The 19,861-nt window shown below is 60.2% G+C and carries 9 protein-coding genes; 4 read left to right on the plus strand and 5 right to left on the minus strand.

Annotated features, from left to right (window positions below; translation table 11 throughout):
• Nucleotides 1-118 precede the first annotated feature (118 nt).
• Both TBK1r_RS33430 and TBK1r_RS33435 read right to left on the minus strand, forming a co-directional pair.
• The gene (locus tag TBK1r_RS33430) at nucleotides 119-1,831 is read right to left on the minus strand and encodes a hypothetical protein (RefSeq protein WP_145219964.1); all 1,713 of its coding nucleotides are present in this window, start codon (nucleotides 1,829-1,831) and stop codon (nucleotides 119-121) included.
• A gap of 98 nt (nucleotides 1,832-1,929) precedes the next feature.
• Entirely contained in the window at nucleotides 1,930-2,502 is a 573-nt protein-coding gene (locus tag TBK1r_RS33435; RefSeq protein ID WP_145219966.1) for an HAD family hydrolase, read from the minus strand.
• 55 nt (nucleotides 2,503-2,557) lie between these two features.
• On the opposite strand from TBK1r_RS33435, the gene TBK1r_RS33440 reads away from it, so the two are divergent.
• From TBK1r_RS33440 to TBK1r_RS33455, 4 genes are all read left to right on the plus strand, one after another.
• Nucleotides 2,558-3,802: a GspE/PulE family protein gene (locus tag TBK1r_RS33440; protein WP_145219968.1), complete on the plus strand. Its 1,245-nt coding sequence runs from the start codon at nucleotides 2,558-2,560 to the stop codon at nucleotides 3,800-3,802.
• A gap of 6 nt (nucleotides 3,803-3,808) precedes the next feature.
• Nucleotides 3,809-6,649, plus strand: coding sequence for a site-2 protease family protein (locus TBK1r_RS33445; RefSeq protein ID WP_145219970.1), 2,841 nt, complete (start codon nucleotides 3,809-3,811; stop codon nucleotides 6,647-6,649).
• Between the two features lie 257 nt (nucleotides 6,650-6,906).
• Entirely contained in the window at nucleotides 6,907-8,199 is a 1,293-nt protein-coding gene (locus TBK1r_RS33450; RefSeq protein ID WP_145219972.1) for a hypothetical protein, read from the plus strand.
• 1,036 nt (nucleotides 8,200-9,235) lie between these two features.
• Nucleotides 9,236-12,991, plus strand: a complete 3,756-nt coding sequence (locus TBK1r_RS33455) for a bifunctional proline dehydrogenase/L-glutamate gamma-semialdehyde dehydrogenase (RefSeq protein ID WP_145219974.1) — start codon at nucleotides 9,236-9,238, stop codon at nucleotides 12,989-12,991.
• Between the two features lie 201 nt (nucleotides 12,992-13,192).
• On the opposite strand, the gene TBK1r_RS33460 is transcribed toward TBK1r_RS33455, so the two are convergent.
• The 3 genes from TBK1r_RS33460 to TBK1r_RS33470 all read right to left on the minus strand — a co-directional run bounded on the left by TBK1r_RS33460 (nucleotide 13,193) and on the right by TBK1r_RS33470 (nucleotide 19,835).
• Nucleotides 13,193-16,777: a cytochrome c biogenesis protein gene (locus tag TBK1r_RS33460; protein WP_145219976.1), complete on the minus strand. Its 3,585-nt coding sequence runs from the start codon at nucleotides 16,775-16,777 to the stop codon at nucleotides 13,193-13,195.
• A gap of 56 nt (nucleotides 16,778-16,833) precedes the next feature.
• Nucleotides 16,834-18,021, minus strand: coding sequence for a hypothetical protein (locus tag TBK1r_RS33465; protein WP_419580647.1), 1,188 nt, complete (start codon nucleotides 18,019-18,021; stop codon nucleotides 16,834-16,836).
• Nucleotides 18,022-18,152: 131 nt separating this feature from the next.
• Nucleotides 18,153-19,835, minus strand: coding sequence for a helix-turn-helix domain-containing protein (locus tag TBK1r_RS33470; protein ID WP_145219978.1), 1,683 nt, complete (start codon nucleotides 19,833-19,835; stop codon nucleotides 18,153-18,155).
• Nucleotides 19,836-19,861: the final 26 nt, after the last annotated feature.

Consider the following 19,861-nt stretch of genomic DNA (forward strand, 5'->3'; position numbering starts at 1 on the left):
CGTATCATTCTGCCCCCCTTCTCCCTGCCCCCCTTCTCCCTGCCCCCCTTCTCCCTGCCCCCATCGTTTTGCCTCCATCGTTTTGCCCCATCATTCTGCCCCCGATCTCCCTCCCCCATCACTCCAGTCCGAAGGGCAAATCATCCATCGGGTCCACCACTTTCCGTTTCTCCGCTTCAACCACCGCGACCGACGACGCATCGAGCTTCACCGGAGGCCCGAAACGGGCGTTGGTCGACAGCAGCACGGCGTAACCGCTTTCGCTGTTTTCCAATCTCAACCCCTTGGCCAACTGCCAGGCCAATAGCGGGCTGTCAAACGTGTGCTGGATCACCGTTCTGTCCCAATACGGGATCGAACTGTCTTGTTTCAGCCAATACGACAGCGTCTGGCCGGCATGGTAATCATCGATCTGCACGGCAATCGATGCATCACCGCCGTCGGTCGACTCCCAAGTCCAATCCACCGATTCAGAATCCGATGGCGTTTCGAATCCGATGACGTGTGCCAGGAACGAATTTTCCTCCCCAACCTTGACCACGCGGGTCCTCAGATCGAAGGACCGGAGTTCCAGTGCCTCGGCGAGCCATTGCCCCAGGAACTCTTTCACCAAACCCGACGGCATCAAATCATGCTGTGTCCTGATTTCCTCGATGCTGCGATTGCTGCGTGCCCACTCGGTCCAGCGGGCATGGGCTCGACCGAGCGATGCGATCCGATCTTGAGCGTCTTGAACGGCATCATCATCCCAGGGCGTATCGACGGCCCGTTGGATCAGTCGTCGCAGTGTTTCATCAATGGTGCGCCATTGTTTTTGACCGGGAAGTTGCTGTAGGCCGATCAATCGATCGCGCCACTGACTGGGCTGGAAATCGACCGACGCATCGATCGCTTGTTCCAACGACCGGCCGGCAAACTCCGTCGTCCAACGCCCGCGATCATTGGGACGCACGACCGCCGGTTCGGGGACCGCGACGGCCACGGGCGGCGCGACCGTCTGTGGCGTGGCGTGTTCCACGGATTCGGCCCGGCGCTGCAACTCGTCGACCTGACTGGCCAACATCGCGATCTGTCGATCGTGCTGTGCATTCATGTTGCGATACAGCGTCGCGCCAACGGCGACCAGGGCCAACAACAAGACAGCAACGGAGACGAACGTCGAGGTGCGATGGCCGGCCGCGGGACGCGTCGTCAGTTTGCCGATCGTGGCGTCATCGACTTTGCCCGTCGCCCCTTCACGGATCAAGGCGATGGCGAGTTTGCGAGTTCGTCGATCACCCCGCGAGCGTTTCAGATTTTTGATCAGACTTTCGACGAACTTCCCGTCCTGGCGGCTGAGTTCCCAGATCTTGTGCACCGACGCGGACGAGAGTGCGATTTCCGCCAAGACGATTCCCAGCGCGTACCAATCGTCGGCCGGTTGCGGCGGCTTGCCCGATTGAAGTCGCGCGGCGGTCCAGTACATCGATTCGGGATCACCGTGATGGACGGCATCGATTTGCACCGCGCGTGACGGATCGATCCACAGCGTGGCGGCGGGCTCGGTTTCGGATCCGCGATTGTGAAACGCCGTCGACGTGATCCGCCCATAGCACAGCCCGGCCTCATGCAGCGTCTTGAGCGATCGGGCGACGTCGACCCAGGAATCGGCCAGGGACCGCAGTGCCGTTTGCGGCAGCCCATCGATCGGCAAGGGTTCGAATTGGCGAAACGCATGGACCGCGCGACCATCGTCGGTCTCAACCCCGGAGATCGGAAGCGAGCATCCGGGCAGCAGCTTGCCCGCGTCGAGCGTCGAGAATTCAGAACGATTGACGTCGTGGCGAATCATCTCGGCTCAGGCGTGAATACGGGTCAATCCGGGCACAGGGAACACCGCTCCCCCGGGGCGACGGAGCGATGCACAAAGGATAGCACGCCAGAAGCGACCTAGCGGACATCAACCCAATCCATCCCCGCAGCCTCGGCGGCTTGGAATCCGAGCGGAGAATCCTCAAAAACGACACAGTTTTCCGGAGCGACCTCGATTCGCCGCGCCGCTTCCAGAAAAACATCCGGCTCGGGCTTGTGACGCTCGGTGTCTTCGGACGTGACGACGACGGGAAACCAGTCGTCGATTTGCAGGGCGACCAATTGTTTGACGACGATGACTCGGCCGCTGCCGCTAGCCACCGCCATCGGTTTTTTCCCCCGAAACGCCGCCGCGATCTGGCAAACGGCGTGCATCGGCTGGACCTGATCGATCAAACTCTGAAAATGCGTTTCTTTTTCCGCCGCGACCGCCTCGGCATCCACCTGCAGACCGCGTTCTTTGGCCAACAGGGCGACAATCTTGGCACTCGGCATCCCTCCCATCGAATAGAATCGGTCTTCCTTGAATTCCATCCCGTACCGCATCAACGTGTCGCGCCACGCCACATAATGCACCGGCATCGAATCGGCCAGCGTGCCGTCGCAGTCAAAGATCAAGCCTTCGTATCGTTCAAAATCGTTCGCGTCCATCGCCACAGAATCGCAGAAGACGCAGCGTTCCGGAACCCGACCCCCGCTTTTCTCCATGAACCAGCCCCCGCAAATCACTCCGAAGGTATCGGCATCGACGCCCTCCATGAAAGACGAGCTGCAGAGCGACAAAACAGGCAGTGAGAACATTGCGTTTTGTGACTCGATCTTTGCCAAAGCCTTCAAAGCGGGCGCGTCGGACATTCACTTCGAACCCTTCGAGCAAGCGTTTCGCGTCCGCATGCGAGTCGACGGCGTGCTGTCCCAGATCGCCGCCGGCCCCGCTGCCGAGTACCCCCAACTCTCCTCTCGCGTCAAAGTCCTGTCGGAACTGGACATCGCCGAACGCCGGCGGCCCCAAGAAGGCCGCTTGAAATTGGTCATCGACAATCGCAGCATCGACTATCGGGTGTCGTCGGTCCCCACCCGCTTCGGTGAAAAAATTGTCCTGCGGGTCGTCGACGCGACCGGGCTGAAAGCCGACCTGACCAAACTGGGCATGAACCCGAAAGAAGCCCAGTTGATGGCCCAGGCGACCGGCCAACAGTACGGCATGTGCCTGGTCACCGGACCGACCGGCAGCGGAAAAACCACGACGCTCTACTCCGCGCTCAATCGCCTGAACCAGATGGACCGCAACATCTCGACGATCGAAGACCCGGTCGAATTTGACGTGTTCGGCATCACCCAGATCAATGTCAAACGGGAACTGAACATGGACTTCGCCCAAGTCCTGCGGTTGCTGTTGCGTCAAGACCCGGATGTGATTCTGGTCGGTGAAATCCGCGACACCGAAACCGCCAAGACATCGTTCCAAGCGGCGATGACCGGCCACATGGTGCTGTCGACCCTGCACACCAACGACACCGTGTCGGCCATCGCGCGGCTGCGCGATATGGAAATCGAACCGTTCCTGATCACCGCCGGCTTGAACGTCATCGTCGCACAGCGGCTGGTGCGACGAATTTGCCAACACTGCAGAGTCCCCGTCACGATCTCCGCCGCCCAACTCAAATCGCTTGGCATCAGCGAAGAACAGGCCGCCAAAGCAAGCTTCCATCGCGGCCGAGGCTGCGTCAAATGCAACGGATCAGGCTGTCGCGGCCGAGTCGCCATCTTTGAAATGCTGACGCTGTCGTCAAAGCTTCGCGACATGATCTTTGAAAACGCATCGGTCGAAGCACTCCGCAAACAAGCGATCAAGGAAGGCATGCGGACGCTGCGTGTCAGTGCGCTCAGCAAAGCCTTTCAAGGCATGATCACGCTGGAAGAAGCCGCCCTGTTCTCCGGCCGGACCTAGTGCATCATGTTCTTTAAACTGAGCGCCCCGCACGTTTCGATTCGCGAATACATGTACGAAGGCAACGTGATCACGATGCCGATCGTCTTGTTGATCGCGGTGATCGTCAAACTGCTACGCATTCCGATCCCCGGATCCACCGACATCCCGGCCGTCGAATCGCTGCAACCGTTCCGCGTGCCCGCCGAAAAAGTCGACCCGGAAATCCTCAAATCAATCACGGACCTGGACCTGCAAGTCCACGAACTGGGATTCACCCGTATCGACTTGATCGGCATCAACGACCGACAAAACAACACCCGTTACGGAGGTGCGGCCTACCGTTCAGCCGACGGCGAAACGGTTGCTTGGATCCGCTATCGACTCTGGCCCAACCTGGAACGACGGAACAAGTTTGCGCGACTGGCGTTGTATTCGCTCGGACCGGCCGGTGAAATCATCCTGACGACCGCGGCAACCCGCGACCTGCTCGATCCGCCCGACTGGCACGTCCAATACCATCCCAAAGTCGACGCGAATCGGCTGCGTGACCTGCACCAGCAACACGTCCGCCGCGTGCTGGGAAACGCCCGATCGATGATCGCCGGCGACACCGAATCGGCCTTCGATCTACTCGAACACACCCACCGCGAGTTCGTCGAATTTCAACTCGATCGCGGCGTGTTCGTTCGAGCGACGCCCCGCAGCGTGACGCCCAGCAGCGTGGCACACAGTGTGCCGTCAGCCGAGATGGCCGACACAACGGTTGCGAGCCCGGTCGAAGACGATGTACTGGTCGCCGAACTGGTCGAGGAGGTCGAACGCGTCGAACAGTCTGTCGGCGGTGATGACGTGGCCGTGCAAACGCCCGCGGTCGATGAAACGCTGCCGATCATCGAAGCGGTCCGCAAACAGGAAACGAAACAATCCGGCTGGCTCAGCAAACTGTTGATCCTGGCCGTTTCGATCGGATTGTTTATCGGGCTCGGTGCCTGGCAATGGGAACTGGAACTCGTCTTGATCCTGGTCCCGATCCTGCTGGTGCACGAACTGGGACACTACGTCGCGATGAAAGCGTTCGGGTACAAGAACATCCACATGTTCTTCATCCCGTTGCTCGGTGCCGCAGTCAGTGGGCGTCACTATCGCGTCAGCGGTTGGAAAAAGTCGATCGTTGCGTTGGCCGGCCCGCTCCCGAGCATCGCACTGGGTCTGGTGCTCGGCGGCATCGGTTTTTGGTTCGAAAACGAATGGTGCGCCAAAGCCGCCGTGATCACGTTGATCCTGAACGTGTTGAACCTGGCACCGTTTCTGCCCCTGGACGGCGGCCAAGTCGCACACGTGACCCTGTTCTCTCGCTCCAAAGTCATCGATCTGTTGTTTCGAATCGGGACCATCGTCATTTTGATGTTGGTCGCATGGTTACTGGACGCCAAGCTGATGTTTGGAATCGGAATCGCGATGGCGCTCGGCTTGCCGACAGTTTGGCGGACGATGACCGTCACCGAATCGATCCGCCGACGAGACCTGCCCGAACCCGATAACGACCATATGCCCGACGAAGCGATCCGCGCGATCGTCGATGAAATCCAACGAGCCAACCTGCCGACCCAAGGCACTTCGACGCTGGCCAAATTGACGCTGTCGGTTTACGAAAACGTAATCGCCCGGCCCCCGAGTTGGCCGGCGACCCTGGGGATTTGGGCACTGTATTTCGGCGGCCTGTTTGTCGGCGTGGTCGGCATGTTCGCGATCACGCTGGCGACCGTCGGCGGTGGGATGTTTGACGACTTCCCCGAATTCGAAACGCTCTACATCACCGTCGAAACCGACGACGGACAGTTTCGACTCGGCAAACCGGACGCGGACCCGAAGAAAACGAAACTGGACTTGTTGGCCTGGCGATTCCCCGATGCCGACGCGGCGACAGTGGCCTATGACAAACTGACCGAAACAACCGATGACTCCGTCGCGCGGCTCGGCGACTTTGTTTTCACCAGCACGGTGGTCGACTCCGGAGACGCAGAAGTCATCGACGACGACTTCGGTGATGACTTCGAAGCCTTTGCCGAAAACGACCCGCGACTCGACCTGCTCTCAGGTGCCCTTTGGCGACGCTCCTTCTTCGGTGCAAACCCGCAATTGATCGTCGTCGTCTCCGCCGACCAGGCAGACGACCTGATCCAGGCAACCGATAGCATTCCCTACAACATCGGAGACTCCGTAGCGATCTCCCCCTGGACCCCGAAGATCAAGCCGACGGAAGCTCAATTACAACTGCAAGCCAAACTCCTCGTCCTGCAAGGCAAATCCGATCCGCTCCCCTGGGGCTCTGTCCAACCACCCGACCAGGACGACTCCGCAGACGAAGACGAACCGGTGGACTTTCGCAATTTGATGCAGCAGTCCGCCGAACGCTTTGAACAGATCCAACGGAAACGACTCGACTGGATCGGCGAGCAAGCCGAATCCAGCGAGGGTGCCGCGCGCGAACTCTACAGCGCATTCCTCGACTTCGAATCCGAGTCTCAAGCATGGCGGCAAGACGAACGACCGTACGAGCAAAAAGGACCGCCGCCGACGCTGCCGGACTACCTCAAACCTCTCCTGCCCAAACTCGGCTTCCTACACCCCGACCATCCACTCCGCGCGACCAGCGTCAACATCGAGGCGTACCAATGGACGCCGGACGCCGAAGACGCATCGTTCAAGGAGACGTTTCCGCTGGAATATGACGACCGGTCGCTCGTCTACCTGCAACTGACCCCCACCCGCGACGCCGCCGCCGCCTACGCCACCGTCCACGCCTGGCTGAAAAACCAAGGCATCGAAACCGTCGTCTGGAGTTACGAGACGGCGGTGGAGTGAGTTTTAGCTGTTAGCTCTTAGCTGTTAGATTTGAGATTTGAGATCCCTGCCCCAATGCGATTATTTCCTTACCCCGCTTCCCCGTTTTCCTGCTCCCCATAATGCTGCCGTCTCCCCGCCCCCTCTCTCATCCCACCATTTGCTAGCAAAACTCTCTTGCCGCGAATCTCTCTCGGCCACCGAACCGATCTACCCCTGTCCCCGGCCTGCCACCTAGAATCTCGGGTGAACTGTCGCCACCAAAGGGGATTGCATGGATGCATGAACGGACCCAGCGAGCCGTCGCTCGATTGCTGTTCGCTTTCTGCTGCGCGGTCCCGACCTCGATCGTCGTGTTCTCGATCCTGGTCACTTGGACGTCGTGGTACCAGTCACGCAAGCTGGCCGAGCTGACGCACCATCTTAATTTGCAGACGGGGTTGGTGTTTCAAATCGACACCTGTCGGCGGATCGCCCCGGGCAAATACGTGTTGAAGAATGTGCGGGTCAGCGATCCGGATACTCGGCAACACGTCGTGACCATCCGATTGATCGACTACCTCCACGAACGTGATCACGTGGCGATGGTGCTGCACCAACCGGAATTTCAGTCCGCCGGTCTGGGCCATGCCTGGACGATGCTGCATGACCGTCTGATCAGCCGACCGGCGCAAACGGTGCTGCCGATCTCGATTGCGGCGACGGACGTGAGCATTCTCAGCCGCACCGGATCGATGCCTCCGTTGGACGTTTCGGCAACGATCACACCCGAAGGCGAGAGCGTGCGTTTGATCGCCCGCGCGGAGAACACCGCCCGTCAGATCGGTCCGCGAATCCGGGTCGAGTTGTTTCGCGATCGCGACCGCGAGGTGCCGGCGACCGAACTGGTGCTGTCGACCGACGGCACCGCCCTACCCTGCTCCGCGCTGGCCGAGTACGCACCGGCGATCGAGCACCTCGGTCCGCGGGCAGAATTCACCGGCGTGATCGCATGCCGGCAAACCACCCATGGCTGGTCGTTTGACTTGGGCTCGTCGTCGTTGACCAAGCTCAGCCTGAACGACTTGACCGACCATCTGCCGCATCGTGTGATCGGCCAGGCAGCACTGCATTTCCGTCGCTGCGTGATCGATCCGGGCGAGTCGGTGCACTTGGTCGGCACGTTGCAATCGACCAAGCCCGCGAATTTGCGGATCAAAACCCCACTGCTGATGGCGATGCGCGACCACTTGGCGATGGCGGTCGACGAGCGGGAGTTGGTTCCCAATCCGAACGGGATCGAATGTGAACTGGCGCTCGATTTCGACATCCGAGATGAAACGATGACGCTGACCGGCATCGGTGACAACGTCGTGCTGTACTCGCGCGGTCGCCCGATCGCCGCGCCGCCTGCCCAGCGGATCGACGCCGCCCGGGTCACGGCGATGCTGGCACCGCCGAGTCGCTGGATGGCGGCCTGGAATTCAGTGCTGTTGCCGTCCTCACCCGCGGCCGCCTCCGACGGCCTGCCGGCAGCCACGTTCCGCAGCGTCCGCAACCTCGATGGCGAAGCCTCGATCCGCCAGCGGTAGTGACGCAGACGCGGCTTGTCCCGGCAATCCAATGCCGCACGGTCGCACGATGATCTTTTTCTGAACGGGTCACAGCGTTGCCCGGAGGGTGTCGAATCAAGTGCCAGCCCCCCAGGATGCAAAAGCCCAGCGGGCTGCTGCAACAAAAGAGTCTCCCTACCGGACTGCTCGCGACCAATGCCACTTACTTTGGCTCTGAGGGAGGTAGGGGAACGCCGCGAGCCGTCCTGTCGATTTAGTGAGCCGACGGCGCTAGCCGCGGGCCTAGTGGTGACGACGTTGCCCTTGGAGGCCCGTGGCTAGCGCCATCGGCTCACCATTGTTTCGATGACGACTACGGCCATTCGACTCACGAAGCTGGCGTTAGCATTACGCTCCGTGATCCGAATACCCAGATTCCATGGGCTTCGAAATCAAGACAGATTGGCAAATCAAACTCTCGACTTCAAGGTAAATCACGCTGGTCGCAATCAAGCGGTTCTCGGTAGCGGTGGCGCACATGCTGGCTCGATCGAAGTTTGCGATGCCTGATACGGATTGATCATTCCAATAACTCGAACATCGATCGGATAACAAATTGCGATCTAGCCACCTATGGGGAGGAATAGGAGAAGGAACAGGGATTCATCGGCCGTCAAAACCTTGTCGTCCCTCAGATGATCCCGTGATGGGACTCGATTAGAACGAATCCTGGGGGAGGGTGCCAAAACTTTATCAGCGTGGGCCCTCTCTGGCGTTTGCTTGCCGCGCAAACGCCGTCTCTCCCAGGGGGAGAGAATCTAAATTGGTTACCAAAAGCCGCCGCTATACAATCGATGTCCCTAGCAGAACACCAACTTACGTTGGCACTGCAGCCTCCTGTGTCTACCTGTGTTTACACCCATTCTACGGTCATCCCTGCCCCGTAGGATCGCCGAGAGCGGCCGATCACCGACCCACCTCGCCGGTTCGAACCAGCGACGGGGCGACACACCTTCGTTTGCTGTGATAAAACGATTCCACTCTCTCTCGACCTTCACGCTGGGAACCTTGTGCGATGAGTGACACCCCGCTGGACCTCGCCACGCTATTGGCGATCGCAGACGATCACTTCGACGACGATGCCGACGCGGCGATCGAGATTGCCAAGGCGCTGCTACAGCGATCGCGTGCCCTGCAAACCCCTCAGGAACGCCATCAACAAGCCGAACTTGATCGGATGATCAGTCGCCCCGGTGACAAAGCCACGCTGGTCGAGATGACCGACCAGGCGTTTCGCACGCACAGCCCGGCACGGGTGGCCGATCAGTTGACGCACATCTTGGACGTTCAGGGCGTGCCGCGTTTTTTCAGCCCGCTCGAACAAACGATGCTCCGCGGATTCCAGACCTTCGGCGGCTACTTGCCCGGAGTCGCTGTGCCGCTGGTCAAGGACAAGATGCGGCAAGAGACGGCGAACGTGATCCTGCCGGCGGAGGAACAACCGCTGCGCGAACACTTGGCCGCGCGTCAGGATTCCGGCGTGCTGATGAACGTGAACTTCTTGGGCGAGTCGTTGCTGGGGGAAGACGACGCCAACGCCAGACTGCAAAACTATTTGCGTGCTTTGCAAATCCCCGAGATCGCTTGCATCAGCGTCAAGCTCTCGACCCTGTTGAGTCAGATCTCGACGATCGCACGTCGCCACACCGTCGCGGTCGTGTCGGATCGATTGGAGTTACTCTATCGCGCCGCGGCGCGGGAACGATTCACCCGTGCCGACGGAACCGTCAGTTCCAAGTTCGTCTATCTGGACATGGAGGAATACCGCGATCTGCATCTGACCGCCGACGCGTTCACCGAAACACTCGGCCGACCGGGGCTGGAACAAGTGCGTGCCGGCATCGCCTTGCAAGCCTATATCCCCGATTCCTTCGACGTGCTGACCCATCTGATTGAGTGGTCCGCCGAACGGGTTCGCGCCGGCGGTGTTCCGATCACCGTCCGATTGGTCAAGGGCGCCAACATGGAAATGGAACGCGTCGAAGCGTCCGTGGGCGGGTGGCCACAGACTCCGTACACGCAGAAGACACAGACCGACGCGAACTTTAAACGCATGCTGCGGTCGATGATCCGGGCCGCCGCCGACGGTCATCTGCTGATCGGTGTCGCATCGCACAACCTGTTCGACATCGCTCTGGCAATGCTCTGGGGCTCTCGCACCCAACGTCGCGGTATCGAGACAAACGACGCGTTGCAAGCGACGGTGCTGGACCGAATGCAATTCGAAATGCTTGAGGGGATGGCCAATCACCAACGACGCGCGCTGTTCGAATCCGCTCCCCGAATGCTGCTCTATGCCCCGGCCTGTCGCCGCGAAGACTTCATCAACGCGATCGGCTACCTGATCCGCCGATTGGATGAGAACACCGGGAAAGACAATTTCCTGCGTTATTCGTTCCGCCTGACCCCCGACTCAGACACGTGGGACCGGCTTGCCGACGGCTTTCGCGAATCACTGGCAATGATCGACAGTGTCGCGACGGCGCCTCGTCGCAGCCAAGACCGACGAACGCCTCCCAGCCAACCGGCCGCCGCGGCGAACTGGAGGTCCTACGTCAACGAACCGGACACCGATTGGGCACTCACGCAGCACAGCGAGTGGGCCGAATCGATTGTGGCGGATTGGAAGCCCCGCTGCGATGACGCCGCCGAACACGTCCCCTTGAACATCGCCGGTCAGACGCGCGCCCCCGATGCACCGTCCGGTTCTTCCGACGCTCCCCAAGCTCGTGTGCTGCGCGAATCCATGGACCCTTCGCGGCCCGGTCATGTGGCTTGCCGTTTTACCGAAGCGACGGCGCAAGATGTCGACGATGCGATCGGCTGCGCCAGCGACGATCCGGCTCGTTGGCGCCAGATGTCTTGGGACGCTCGGTACGAATTGTTTCGCAAGGCCGCACAGAACATGCGTGTGCGGCGGGGGGAATTGATCGGTGCGATGATGATCGACGGGGGAAAATTAATCTCCGAAGCCGATCCGGAAGTCAGCGAAGCGATTGATTTCACCGAGTTTTATCCGTTGACCGTCCGGCCTTACCTGCAGCGTGCCGGACGACCGGGCAGCCCATTCTCGACCTCGCCGCGCGGAACCGTGGCGGTGATCAGCCCCTGGAATTTCCCGCTGGCGATCCCCTGTGGCGGCGTGGTTGCCGCTCTGGCCGCAGGCAATACCGTGATCTTAAAACCCGCCAGCGATACCGTTTTGCCGGCCTATCGGTTGGCGAAGTGTTTCTGGGACGCAGGCGTTCCCGAAACCGCACTACAACTGGTCCCCTGCAGCGGTTCCGGTGCGGGCAAACGGTTGGTCGACGATCCGCGAATCGACGCGGTGATCCTGACCGGCGGGACCGAGACGGCGAAAACAATGCTGCGACAGCGTCCCGAATTACAGCTGATCGCAGAAACCGGTGGCAAGAACGCTACGATCGTGACGTCCTTGTCAGACCGTGACCTGGCGATCAAACATGTCTTGCACAGTGCCTTCAGTCATTCGGGACAGAAATGCAGCGCGACGTCGTTGCTGCTGCTCGATCAAGAACTCTACAACAATGCCGACTTTCGAAACACGTTGGCCGATGCCGCCGAAAGCTTGCCGGTCGGCTCGGTGTGGGACCTGTCCTCTCGGGTCGGCCCCTTGATTCGTCCGCCCAGCGGCGTGCTGGAACAAGGCATCAAGGAATTGGAATCCGGTGAAGAGTGGCTGGTGATGCCACGCCGGGTCGGCGACAACCGACAGTTGTATCGGCCGGGAATCAAGTGGAACGTGCGACGAGGAAGTTTCACCCATCGCACCGAACTGTTCGGTCCAGTGTTGGGCGTGATGTCCTTCACACGACTCGAAGAAGCGATCGAGATGGTCAACGCGACCGGTTACGGCCTGACCAGCGGGCTGGAAAGTTTGGACGATCGCGAGCAGCGACTTTGGCGAGACAACATCCGCGCCGGCAACTTGTACATCAATCGTCCCACCACCGGCGCCATCGTCTTGCGACAACCCTTCGGCGGCATCGGCAGCAGCGGCTACGGCCCGGGCGCCAAAGCCGGTGGCCCGCACTACGTGCTGCCGCTGATGCGACTCGAAAACACCGACTGCACCAAGTCGAATGAAGATCACGACGCTGCCAAGAACCCGCCGACGACCACTGAAACCACGTCGGTCGACGACGCGCTCGAAGCGATCGGCGGGCTCGATGCAGACGTGATCGACATCGACCGCGCGACGCGATTCGCCACGTCCGCCAAACGGACCGCCGGTCAATTGACCGGCACGATGCACGATCACGTTCGGTTGATCGGCCAAGACAATTGGCGACGTTATCTGCCGGTGGGACAACTTCGCGTACGGCTACAAGGAAGCGAAACGACAGACGACCTGGCCGTCTCTATGCTCGCCGCGGCGGCGGCGAAATGCCCGGTGACCTACTCGCTCTGCAACGAGTCCTCGGATTTGGTCCCGGTACTCGAACGGATTTCCGAACACCTGATCGACAATGCGGTCTGCTCGTGGCGATGCGAATGGGTGCAGGAATCCGACGAAGCGTTGGCGGAAGAAATCTCCGACGGCCGCGTCGATCGTCTGCGTGTGCTGACTGCGACGAAGCAACTGCCGACGCTGCTGCATGATGCCTGCCGACAGGCGTTCATCAGCATCATCGCGGAAACGGTGGTCGATGACGCCGAGATCGAGATGCTGCGTTACCTCAACGAGCAATCGATCTCCCACGACTACCACCGCTACGGCAACCTCGGCCGCCGGCAACCCACCGCCTAAGCCCACCAGTGGCGTACGCCCATCGCCACCCACTTCGGCACTGAAGGTGTTAGCGGAACGGCGCGAGCCGTCCGGTGCGACCTTGACAGACCGGAGGGCTCGCGCCCTACCGCTAACAAGTAACACCCCGTTCGGAATCAAGTCGACGCCAGTGGCGTACGCTTCCAGCTTGCGACTCAGCCTGGATGCCAAGCAGGATGCTTACCCCACTTTGCGCCAAGCGAGTAGGCCTGCGATCAAAAACGCGAACTGCGTCGCCATGAAAATCGTCAGCCACATCAGCACGCCTTGGGTGAAGCCGTAGCTGTGCAACCCGATCCCCAATTCGTTGGTCCCGAACCAGCTCCACGCCGTGACGATATTGCCGCCGATGGAGAGGATCGCGAAGCCGCGCGCCTTGACCATCCCGTCCCAACGGGCGTGCAGCATCAACGCGTTCCAAATCACAATCAACAACGCGCCATTTTCTTTCGGGTCCCAGCCCCAGAAGCGACCCCAGCTGTCATCGGCCCACAACCCGCCCAGGATGGTCCCGACGGTACTGAACAGGATCCCGAAGCACGCGGCGCCGTAGATCATGCGATACAGCGATCGCCCCGCGCGTTCTTCGGCGCCGATCCAGTTACTGATCAGATAACCGATCCCCAGCATGCCGGCCACCATCGTCGCGACGTAGCCCAGCGAAACGCTGATGACGTGGGTCGCCAACCAGAACTGGGTGTCCAAGACGGCTTGCAAGACCGGCATCGTGTCGCCACTGCTAAGCCCGCGTGCGACTAACAGCGAAAGCGTTCCCGCGGTCGCGGCGACCAGGTTGCCGAATCCGAGTCGATAGATTCGGTCGATCACCAACCCGCCCAGAACGGCCGCCCAGCCGATGAACACGGCCGACGAGTAAATGTTGATGACCGGTGCCCGGCCGGTGATGTAAATGCGGCTGAGAATGGCGACCGAGTGAATCAGTGCGGCGACCAGCAACACGCCCCACGTCGCGTTCCTTAGGCGGTGGTCCCCGATCGCCAAGAACAGCAACGCCATCACCATCGAAAGGATGTACAAGATGGTCGCGCGGATCTCTGGTGAATTGGATTCCATCCAACGTTCCAGCGCCACCTTTTTAGAATTCAGCCCGGGGATCGGGTACGCGGCTGAAAGTGCCAATTGGTCATCGACGGCTTGGTTAAAACCTTCGTAATCCTTCTTTTCGTCACTGTACGATTCGATCATCCGGCTGAACGGGTCCGAAGCCAGCTGGCGATCAGGGTCATCTGACGGCCCCATGGAAGCATCGGCAAAGAACGCGGGGGCGAAGGCTGACCAATCGGGATCGCTGACGGCGTCGGTCGCCTCGTCCTGAGTCGGAGGAACGATCCGAGCGGTCGGCATGTTCTGGATCGATGCCATCCGTCGCTGCAATTCGTCGATCGCGAATCGCCGCACCATTTCTTCGGTGATGCCTTCGGGCAAGTTGTCTGTCGGAATCTCTGGCGGACGCGGCAATTGGAACGCTTCGGCGGTCAACATGTATTGACGGGTTCGGCGATCCAGCTCGAGCAGCTTCTTTTCTTTAAACGACAACGCCGCTTCGTCTTTACCGCGAGCCGCCTTAATCAGCGCGTCGGCCTTGGGCCATTCGGTCAGCAACTCATCAAGCGAGTACAGCCGACTCTCACGCCGGTCCAATTTCAATTGACTACGCACCTCTTCGGCATCGACGCGGAACATCGGCAAGTAACGCAGTGCGGGATCGTCGATCGCGACTTCCATCAACCACTGCATCGCCGACATGCTTTTCTTGTCGACACGGCTCTTGATGGCCCCCGGAGCGTTTTCCATCGGCAGCGATTCTTTGTTGCTGATCGCCTTGAGCGTCTGGCGGGCGAAAGCATCGAGCGGCAAGACCCGGCCGCCGAACTGGGCGGGGATTTTGCCGGCGGTATAGAAGTCATAGTCCTTGTCACGCGAATCGGGCCGCAACGACGTCATCGCCGCGGGCCATGGAATGAGCATCATCAGGGCAAGCACGGCCGCGATGTTGAACGCGATCACGGCCGGCCGCGAGGACGTCAACACTTGTCGGTCCTCTTGGCTCAGTTCGGCCATCTCCTTGGCTCGCTCTCGTTCCCGACGTCCGACGAAACGCTTGAGCGTGCCGGTGAAGTGGGCCAGCATGCCGAGCGCCATGATGCTGCAAGCGACGTAGGGGATCAGCCAACCGCTGTTGCGCACCACCTGCAGCCCCGTCAGTTCTTTTCCACCGGGTAGCGGTGTGTAACTGGATTGGAAAAACGTTTCGCCGCGGTAGCGAAGCGGGTTGTTCATCCAGACCCGCTCGCGACGATCTTCGCCGGTTTCGGTGTCGATGATGCGAATGTAAGAACTGTAGTCCCGTGGCGTTTCGGTGCCGCTGTAATTGCGGCGTTGGACGTCTTCCAAGTGAACCCAATACGGCTTCACCTCGCGATGGTACTTCAGCCCGATCTTGTATTCCGTCTCGTTGATTGTGACTTCGTCGTAAACGTCCTTGGCCGTTCCGCCCGGTACCAAGGTCTCTCGATCGGACAGCATTTGGCTGACCAGATGCGTGCCCAGCGACTCGCCAGTCTCCTTGTCGATCAATTCGATGTAAGCCGCCGCCACGTTCACTTCACCATCGGTCCCGCCACGCTTGCGTGCTTCGACGGCCTGGACTTCCAAACCGACACCCTTGGTTGCCGGGTTGCCGGTCGGTTTCGGATTGATCAGATCCGAGTTTTCGTAGAACGCGACCACCTTCACATCGGCCGGCAACGCGTCGTCGCGAATCAATTCGCCCGTGGACAAGGCTTGACCGATTTGCGGGCCGGGAATGGCCGTCACCATGTCCTCTTCTTCGCCGGGCACGATGAAGGTCAGTTCCACCTTGTCCAGGTTGATCAACGCGTTGGTCGATTCGCCTTCGACCAGACTGATCCGCTGTTCCAACTGGCGATCGCCGAACGCGAACTGCCCGAACATCAACAGTCCGACGCCGAAGTGCAGCAACAGATTGCCGCCTTGGCGTCCGAAGATCAGCAAACACCCGACCAACAAGATGACGCCGGCACCGAGTCCCTTGGTCAATTGCCAAACAATTCGCAGCCCCGGATCACCGATCCGCGCGCCGCTGAACAACGTGTACGCGATGATGCCCGCCAACAGCGCCGCGGTGATGTAACCGAGGACGCGTAGTGAGCGATGCTTGACATTGGTCGACACGGCAGTCAAACCGATCGCGGCGGCGACCCCGATGCCCTGCACGACGTACCAGAGAGACTCATAGGAGATCGGTGGCGCGCCCTGCAATCCGTCGCTGCTGTGTCCGCTGGCGATGATCAATCCCGCGACGACAAACCCGGCCAGGATAAACGTGATGCCGGCGGCCAAGCGTCCGCCCGTTGCCGACACTCGGAACCGTGTCGTCTTGGACGCAATCAAGTTCATCATCAGCAACACGCCGATCAACGCACCACCGGGAAACGGAATGATCCCGCGGATCGGATTGGCGTGTGGAAAAAACGCTTGGGGGAAGAAATCATCAAAGTGCATCCAAGCGATCCAAGACACGAAGTACCGCTCCTTGACGTCTTGCATGTTCATTTCGTCCTGGGCCAGCGTGCCGACCAAGACGATGATCAACGAGGCGGCAAACAGGCCGACGGTCAGCTTGAGCGAACCGAGTGCCGCCAGCACATCGGCCGACGAGATCACGGTCGATTCTTCGCGTTCTTTCGGAAACTGGCCGGACGGGTTGGGAATGGTCGCCATGTGCTTTCTACGGTTTGTTTTGATTCGGCTGAACGGGAATTCGGCTGAACGGGGATTTAAAACGAAAGCGAATCCAAAAACGCTCTCATCGCGTCGGACTGCTCTGCGACGGTTTCGGGATCACCCGTCATTTTAATGAACTTGCTGCGTCCACCTTCCATTTCAACAATTGTCGCATCGATCGATTTCTGTCCCTTTTCGGCGTCGCCTGCGATGATAAACCGCTGTGCCGGACGGCCGGAAACGTCGAATTTCTCCGCACCGGCCATCATTTCATCCACCGCGGACTCCTCAGGCTTTCCACCGGCGACCTGCCCCATCCAGCGTGCGACGTTACTACGCAGGTCTCCGCCGGCCGTGATCACCGTGATTTCTGACTCGCCGACTTTGAACGCCGCTTCACGCATCCCGCCGGGCCGGACGTCCAAGCGTTCCCAACCCTCGGGCGTCTCCGACTGAAGCGACGTTTGCGTCGGCGTGCCCTGTGGCGGGCTGCCGGTCGACGCGTTGACGGGTGGTCGCGCGGCCGGCGGCATGCCCATCGGACCGGCACCGGGCATCATTCCCATCGGAGCGGCCGTGGCGGCTCCGGGCTGTCCCACCAGATCCACCCAGACGGCTTGGCCCTCGGCCGCAGCCAGCTCGATCGATTCGCCGCCGGACCATTTCTCCGACGACGGCTTCAAGCCGACTTGGCCGCGCCAACGGTTCACGTTTTGCTGGACGTAATCGTTCCACGCCGCCTCGTCCATTGTGCCGGGAACCGACAGGTTGGAAATGCTCAGGTCCAATTGCTTCTTGGGCGTGTTGATATCGATCGTGGCGAAACGCATCGGCTTTTTTCCGCCGCGACGCCATCCTTCAGGCAGCGGTTCCAGCACGGGTTCGTCACTGGAATCGAATTGGACACTTTTGACAAACGATTGAAACTCGTCGTCGATCAGCGCCACCGCGTCTTCGGGGCCGAGAATCTTGAAGAACCAGACCTTTTCGCCGCGAGGGACCATCACCGCCAACAACCGATCCTTGCCCGGCAGCAACTGCTCGGGGACCTTCGTGGGAATCTTGTAGGTGACGATTCCTTCGGGTTGCTCACACCCACCGATGATCAGCATCGCGAACATCAGCGCTGCGATCTTCAGCGTGGCCAGCATCCGCACCGGCGGGACGGCCAGCCGTCTTCGGATCCCACCACCGTGGTGGCGTACTTTCTCTCTCAGATCCGGAATCATGGGCGCGGTCATAGCGGGGGCAGGCGGGAGGGTGAAGTCCGTTTCGGGGTGGGAACGCGGCGTCCGTACCTGGTTAGTATAGACGCGCCACCACCCTTCTTCGTACCCGCCAAGGCCAAAGCCGAGTCAGGAATCCCAGCCGATCAGGAATCCCAGCCCATCAATCCGATCAGCGAATCGGTCAGGGCGCTGACCGGCGACGAGATATCGTTGTAGGTCCACATGTTGCGAACCAAGTCGGTCATCAGCATGCCGCCCAGCGAAAGCGTCAGGATGATGAACATCAGCGCCAGACACTGCAGCATCGAAAAGGGAACTTCGTAGCCCCCCATGCCGGAGACTGCACCGACCGAAGGCGATTCGTCGACCTCATCCATCTCGATCGATTCACCACCCAGGACGTCCCCGTCCATGCCGGCGGGTGATTCATCGAACGCATCGGCCTCCAGCGGTTCGGCATCGCTAAACCCGGCATCGGCAAATCCCGCGTCGTCGGCGAAGTCATCGTTGAATTCAACGGCCTCACCGACCAATTCCGAATCCTCGACTTCGATGACCTGCGAGCTGCTTTCCAGATCCGCGTCCAAGCCGACGCCGGAGGGTGAAAGCTGGAACTCCTCGTCCGACCCGCTGCCTCCGGCGTTCTTGCCGCTGGAGCCAGAAATCCCGCTGCCGTCGGTCAGTTCGGCACCCAAGTCCAGCGCCGACAGACTGCTGCCGGCCAGATCCAGGGGCTCGCTCTCGAGCGACAATCCGCTGTCGCTGGGGCTCATCAGGTTGATGCCACTGTCGCCGGCGACCGAAATATCGCTGACGCTGTCGAGCATCAAATCGGCGTCGTCATCGGCGATCACCAGGTCATCGTCCTCGTCCAACGCGTCGTCCATCTCGTTGATGACGCTGGAACCGAGCCCGCTGCCCAGGCCCGACGAGGTCAACAGATTTTCGCTGTCGCCCGAAATCAGACCGCTTCCGCTGCCGGATTGTTCGGCACCGAGCAGATCCAATTCGCTCAAGACATCCGCACCAGACGACTTCAGCTGTTCCCCGGAATCCGGCGAATCGAGTTCGTTCATCAATTCCAGACTGCTCGCCCCGGCGGCTTTGACCTGCAGTTCGTCCTCGGACAGCGAATCCAAATCCAAGCTGTCCGAATCCTCGCCCAACATCAAATCATCGCTGTCGTCTTCGGACAATGAACCGGCGAAAGCGAATTCATCGTCTGAACTGGCGCCATCGGTGACATCGACGTCGCTGATCGAGATTTTGTCGGCCTCGGCTTGGATCTCTGCTTTGGCGACCGGCCCGGTGCTGCCCTCTTTGGGATCGATGGCGACGTCGATCGAATCAACGCTATCGTCCATCAACGCCGGGTCGTTGAGTTTTAATTCCGCCGAATCGATTTCTTGCAGTGCGTTTTCGTCACTCTCGAACAGCGAATCCTGCTCCAACTCGTCGCCCAGCTTGCCGCTGTCCGAGGCCACCAGTTCGACGTCGCTGCCCTCTTCTTTGGAGCCCGTCACCAAGTTGACGTCGCTGCCTTCGCCGGGCGTTTCCGATCCGATGCCCAAATCGCTGCCGTCAGCGTCGGCGGCCGAATCGCCACCGATCACGCTGCCCGATCCCGAGCCGGATTCACCGACCAGAATCCCAGACCCGAATCCGTCGGCCAATTCATCCGCCAAACGGTCGATTTCGGTGTCGGGGAACTTCCAACTGGAACCGTCACGAAAACCGCGGACTTGGCCTTGGCTGCGAAGTTCAACGAGGCGATCGGTGCTGATCCCAAGTTTTGCAGCAGCTTCTTCAAGTGACAGATAAGACATGGGCGAAGATTGATTCGAGCGGGGGG

Source organism: Stieleria magnilauensis, from assembly GCA_007753675.1.
Classification (GTDB): domain Bacteria; phylum Planctomycetota; class Planctomycetia; order Pirellulales; family Pirellulaceae; genus Stieleria; species Stieleria magnilauensis.

Excerpts from the sequence above, each read along its gene's own strand:
- TBK1r_RS33465 (WP_419580647.1), bottom strand. The coding sequence starts at position 18,021 with ATGACCGCGCCCATGATTCCGGATCTGAGAGAGAAAGTACGCCACCAC.
- TBK1r_RS33440 (WP_145219968.1), top strand. The coding sequence starts at position 2,558 with ATGAACCAGCCCCCGCAAATCACTCCGAAGGTATCGGCATCGACGCCC.
- TBK1r_RS33450 (WP_145219972.1), top strand. The coding sequence starts at position 6,907 with ATGCATGAACGGACCCAGCGAGCCGTCGCTCGATTGCTGTTCGCTTTC.
- TBK1r_RS33435 (WP_145219966.1), bottom strand. The coding sequence starts at position 2,502 with ATGGACGCGAACGATTTTGAACGATACGAAGGCTTGATCTTTGACTGC.
- TBK1r_RS33430 (WP_145219964.1), bottom strand. The coding sequence starts at position 1,831 with ATGATTCGCCACGACGTCAATCGTTCTGAATTCTCGACGCTCGACGCG.
- TBK1r_RS33460 (WP_145219976.1), bottom strand. The coding sequence starts at position 16,777 with ATGGCGACCATTCCCAACCCGTCCGGCCAGTTTCCGAAAGAACGCGAA.
- TBK1r_RS33445 (WP_145219970.1), top strand. The coding sequence starts at position 3,809 with ATGTTCTTTAAACTGAGCGCCCCGCACGTTTCGATTCGCGAATACATG.
- TBK1r_RS33470 (WP_145219978.1), bottom strand. The coding sequence starts at position 19,835 with ATGTCTTATCTGTCACTTGAAGAAGCTGCTGCAAAACTTGGGATCAGC.
- TBK1r_RS33455 (WP_145219974.1), top strand. The coding sequence starts at position 9,236 with ATGAGTGACACCCCGCTGGACCTCGCCACGCTATTGGCGATCGCAGAC.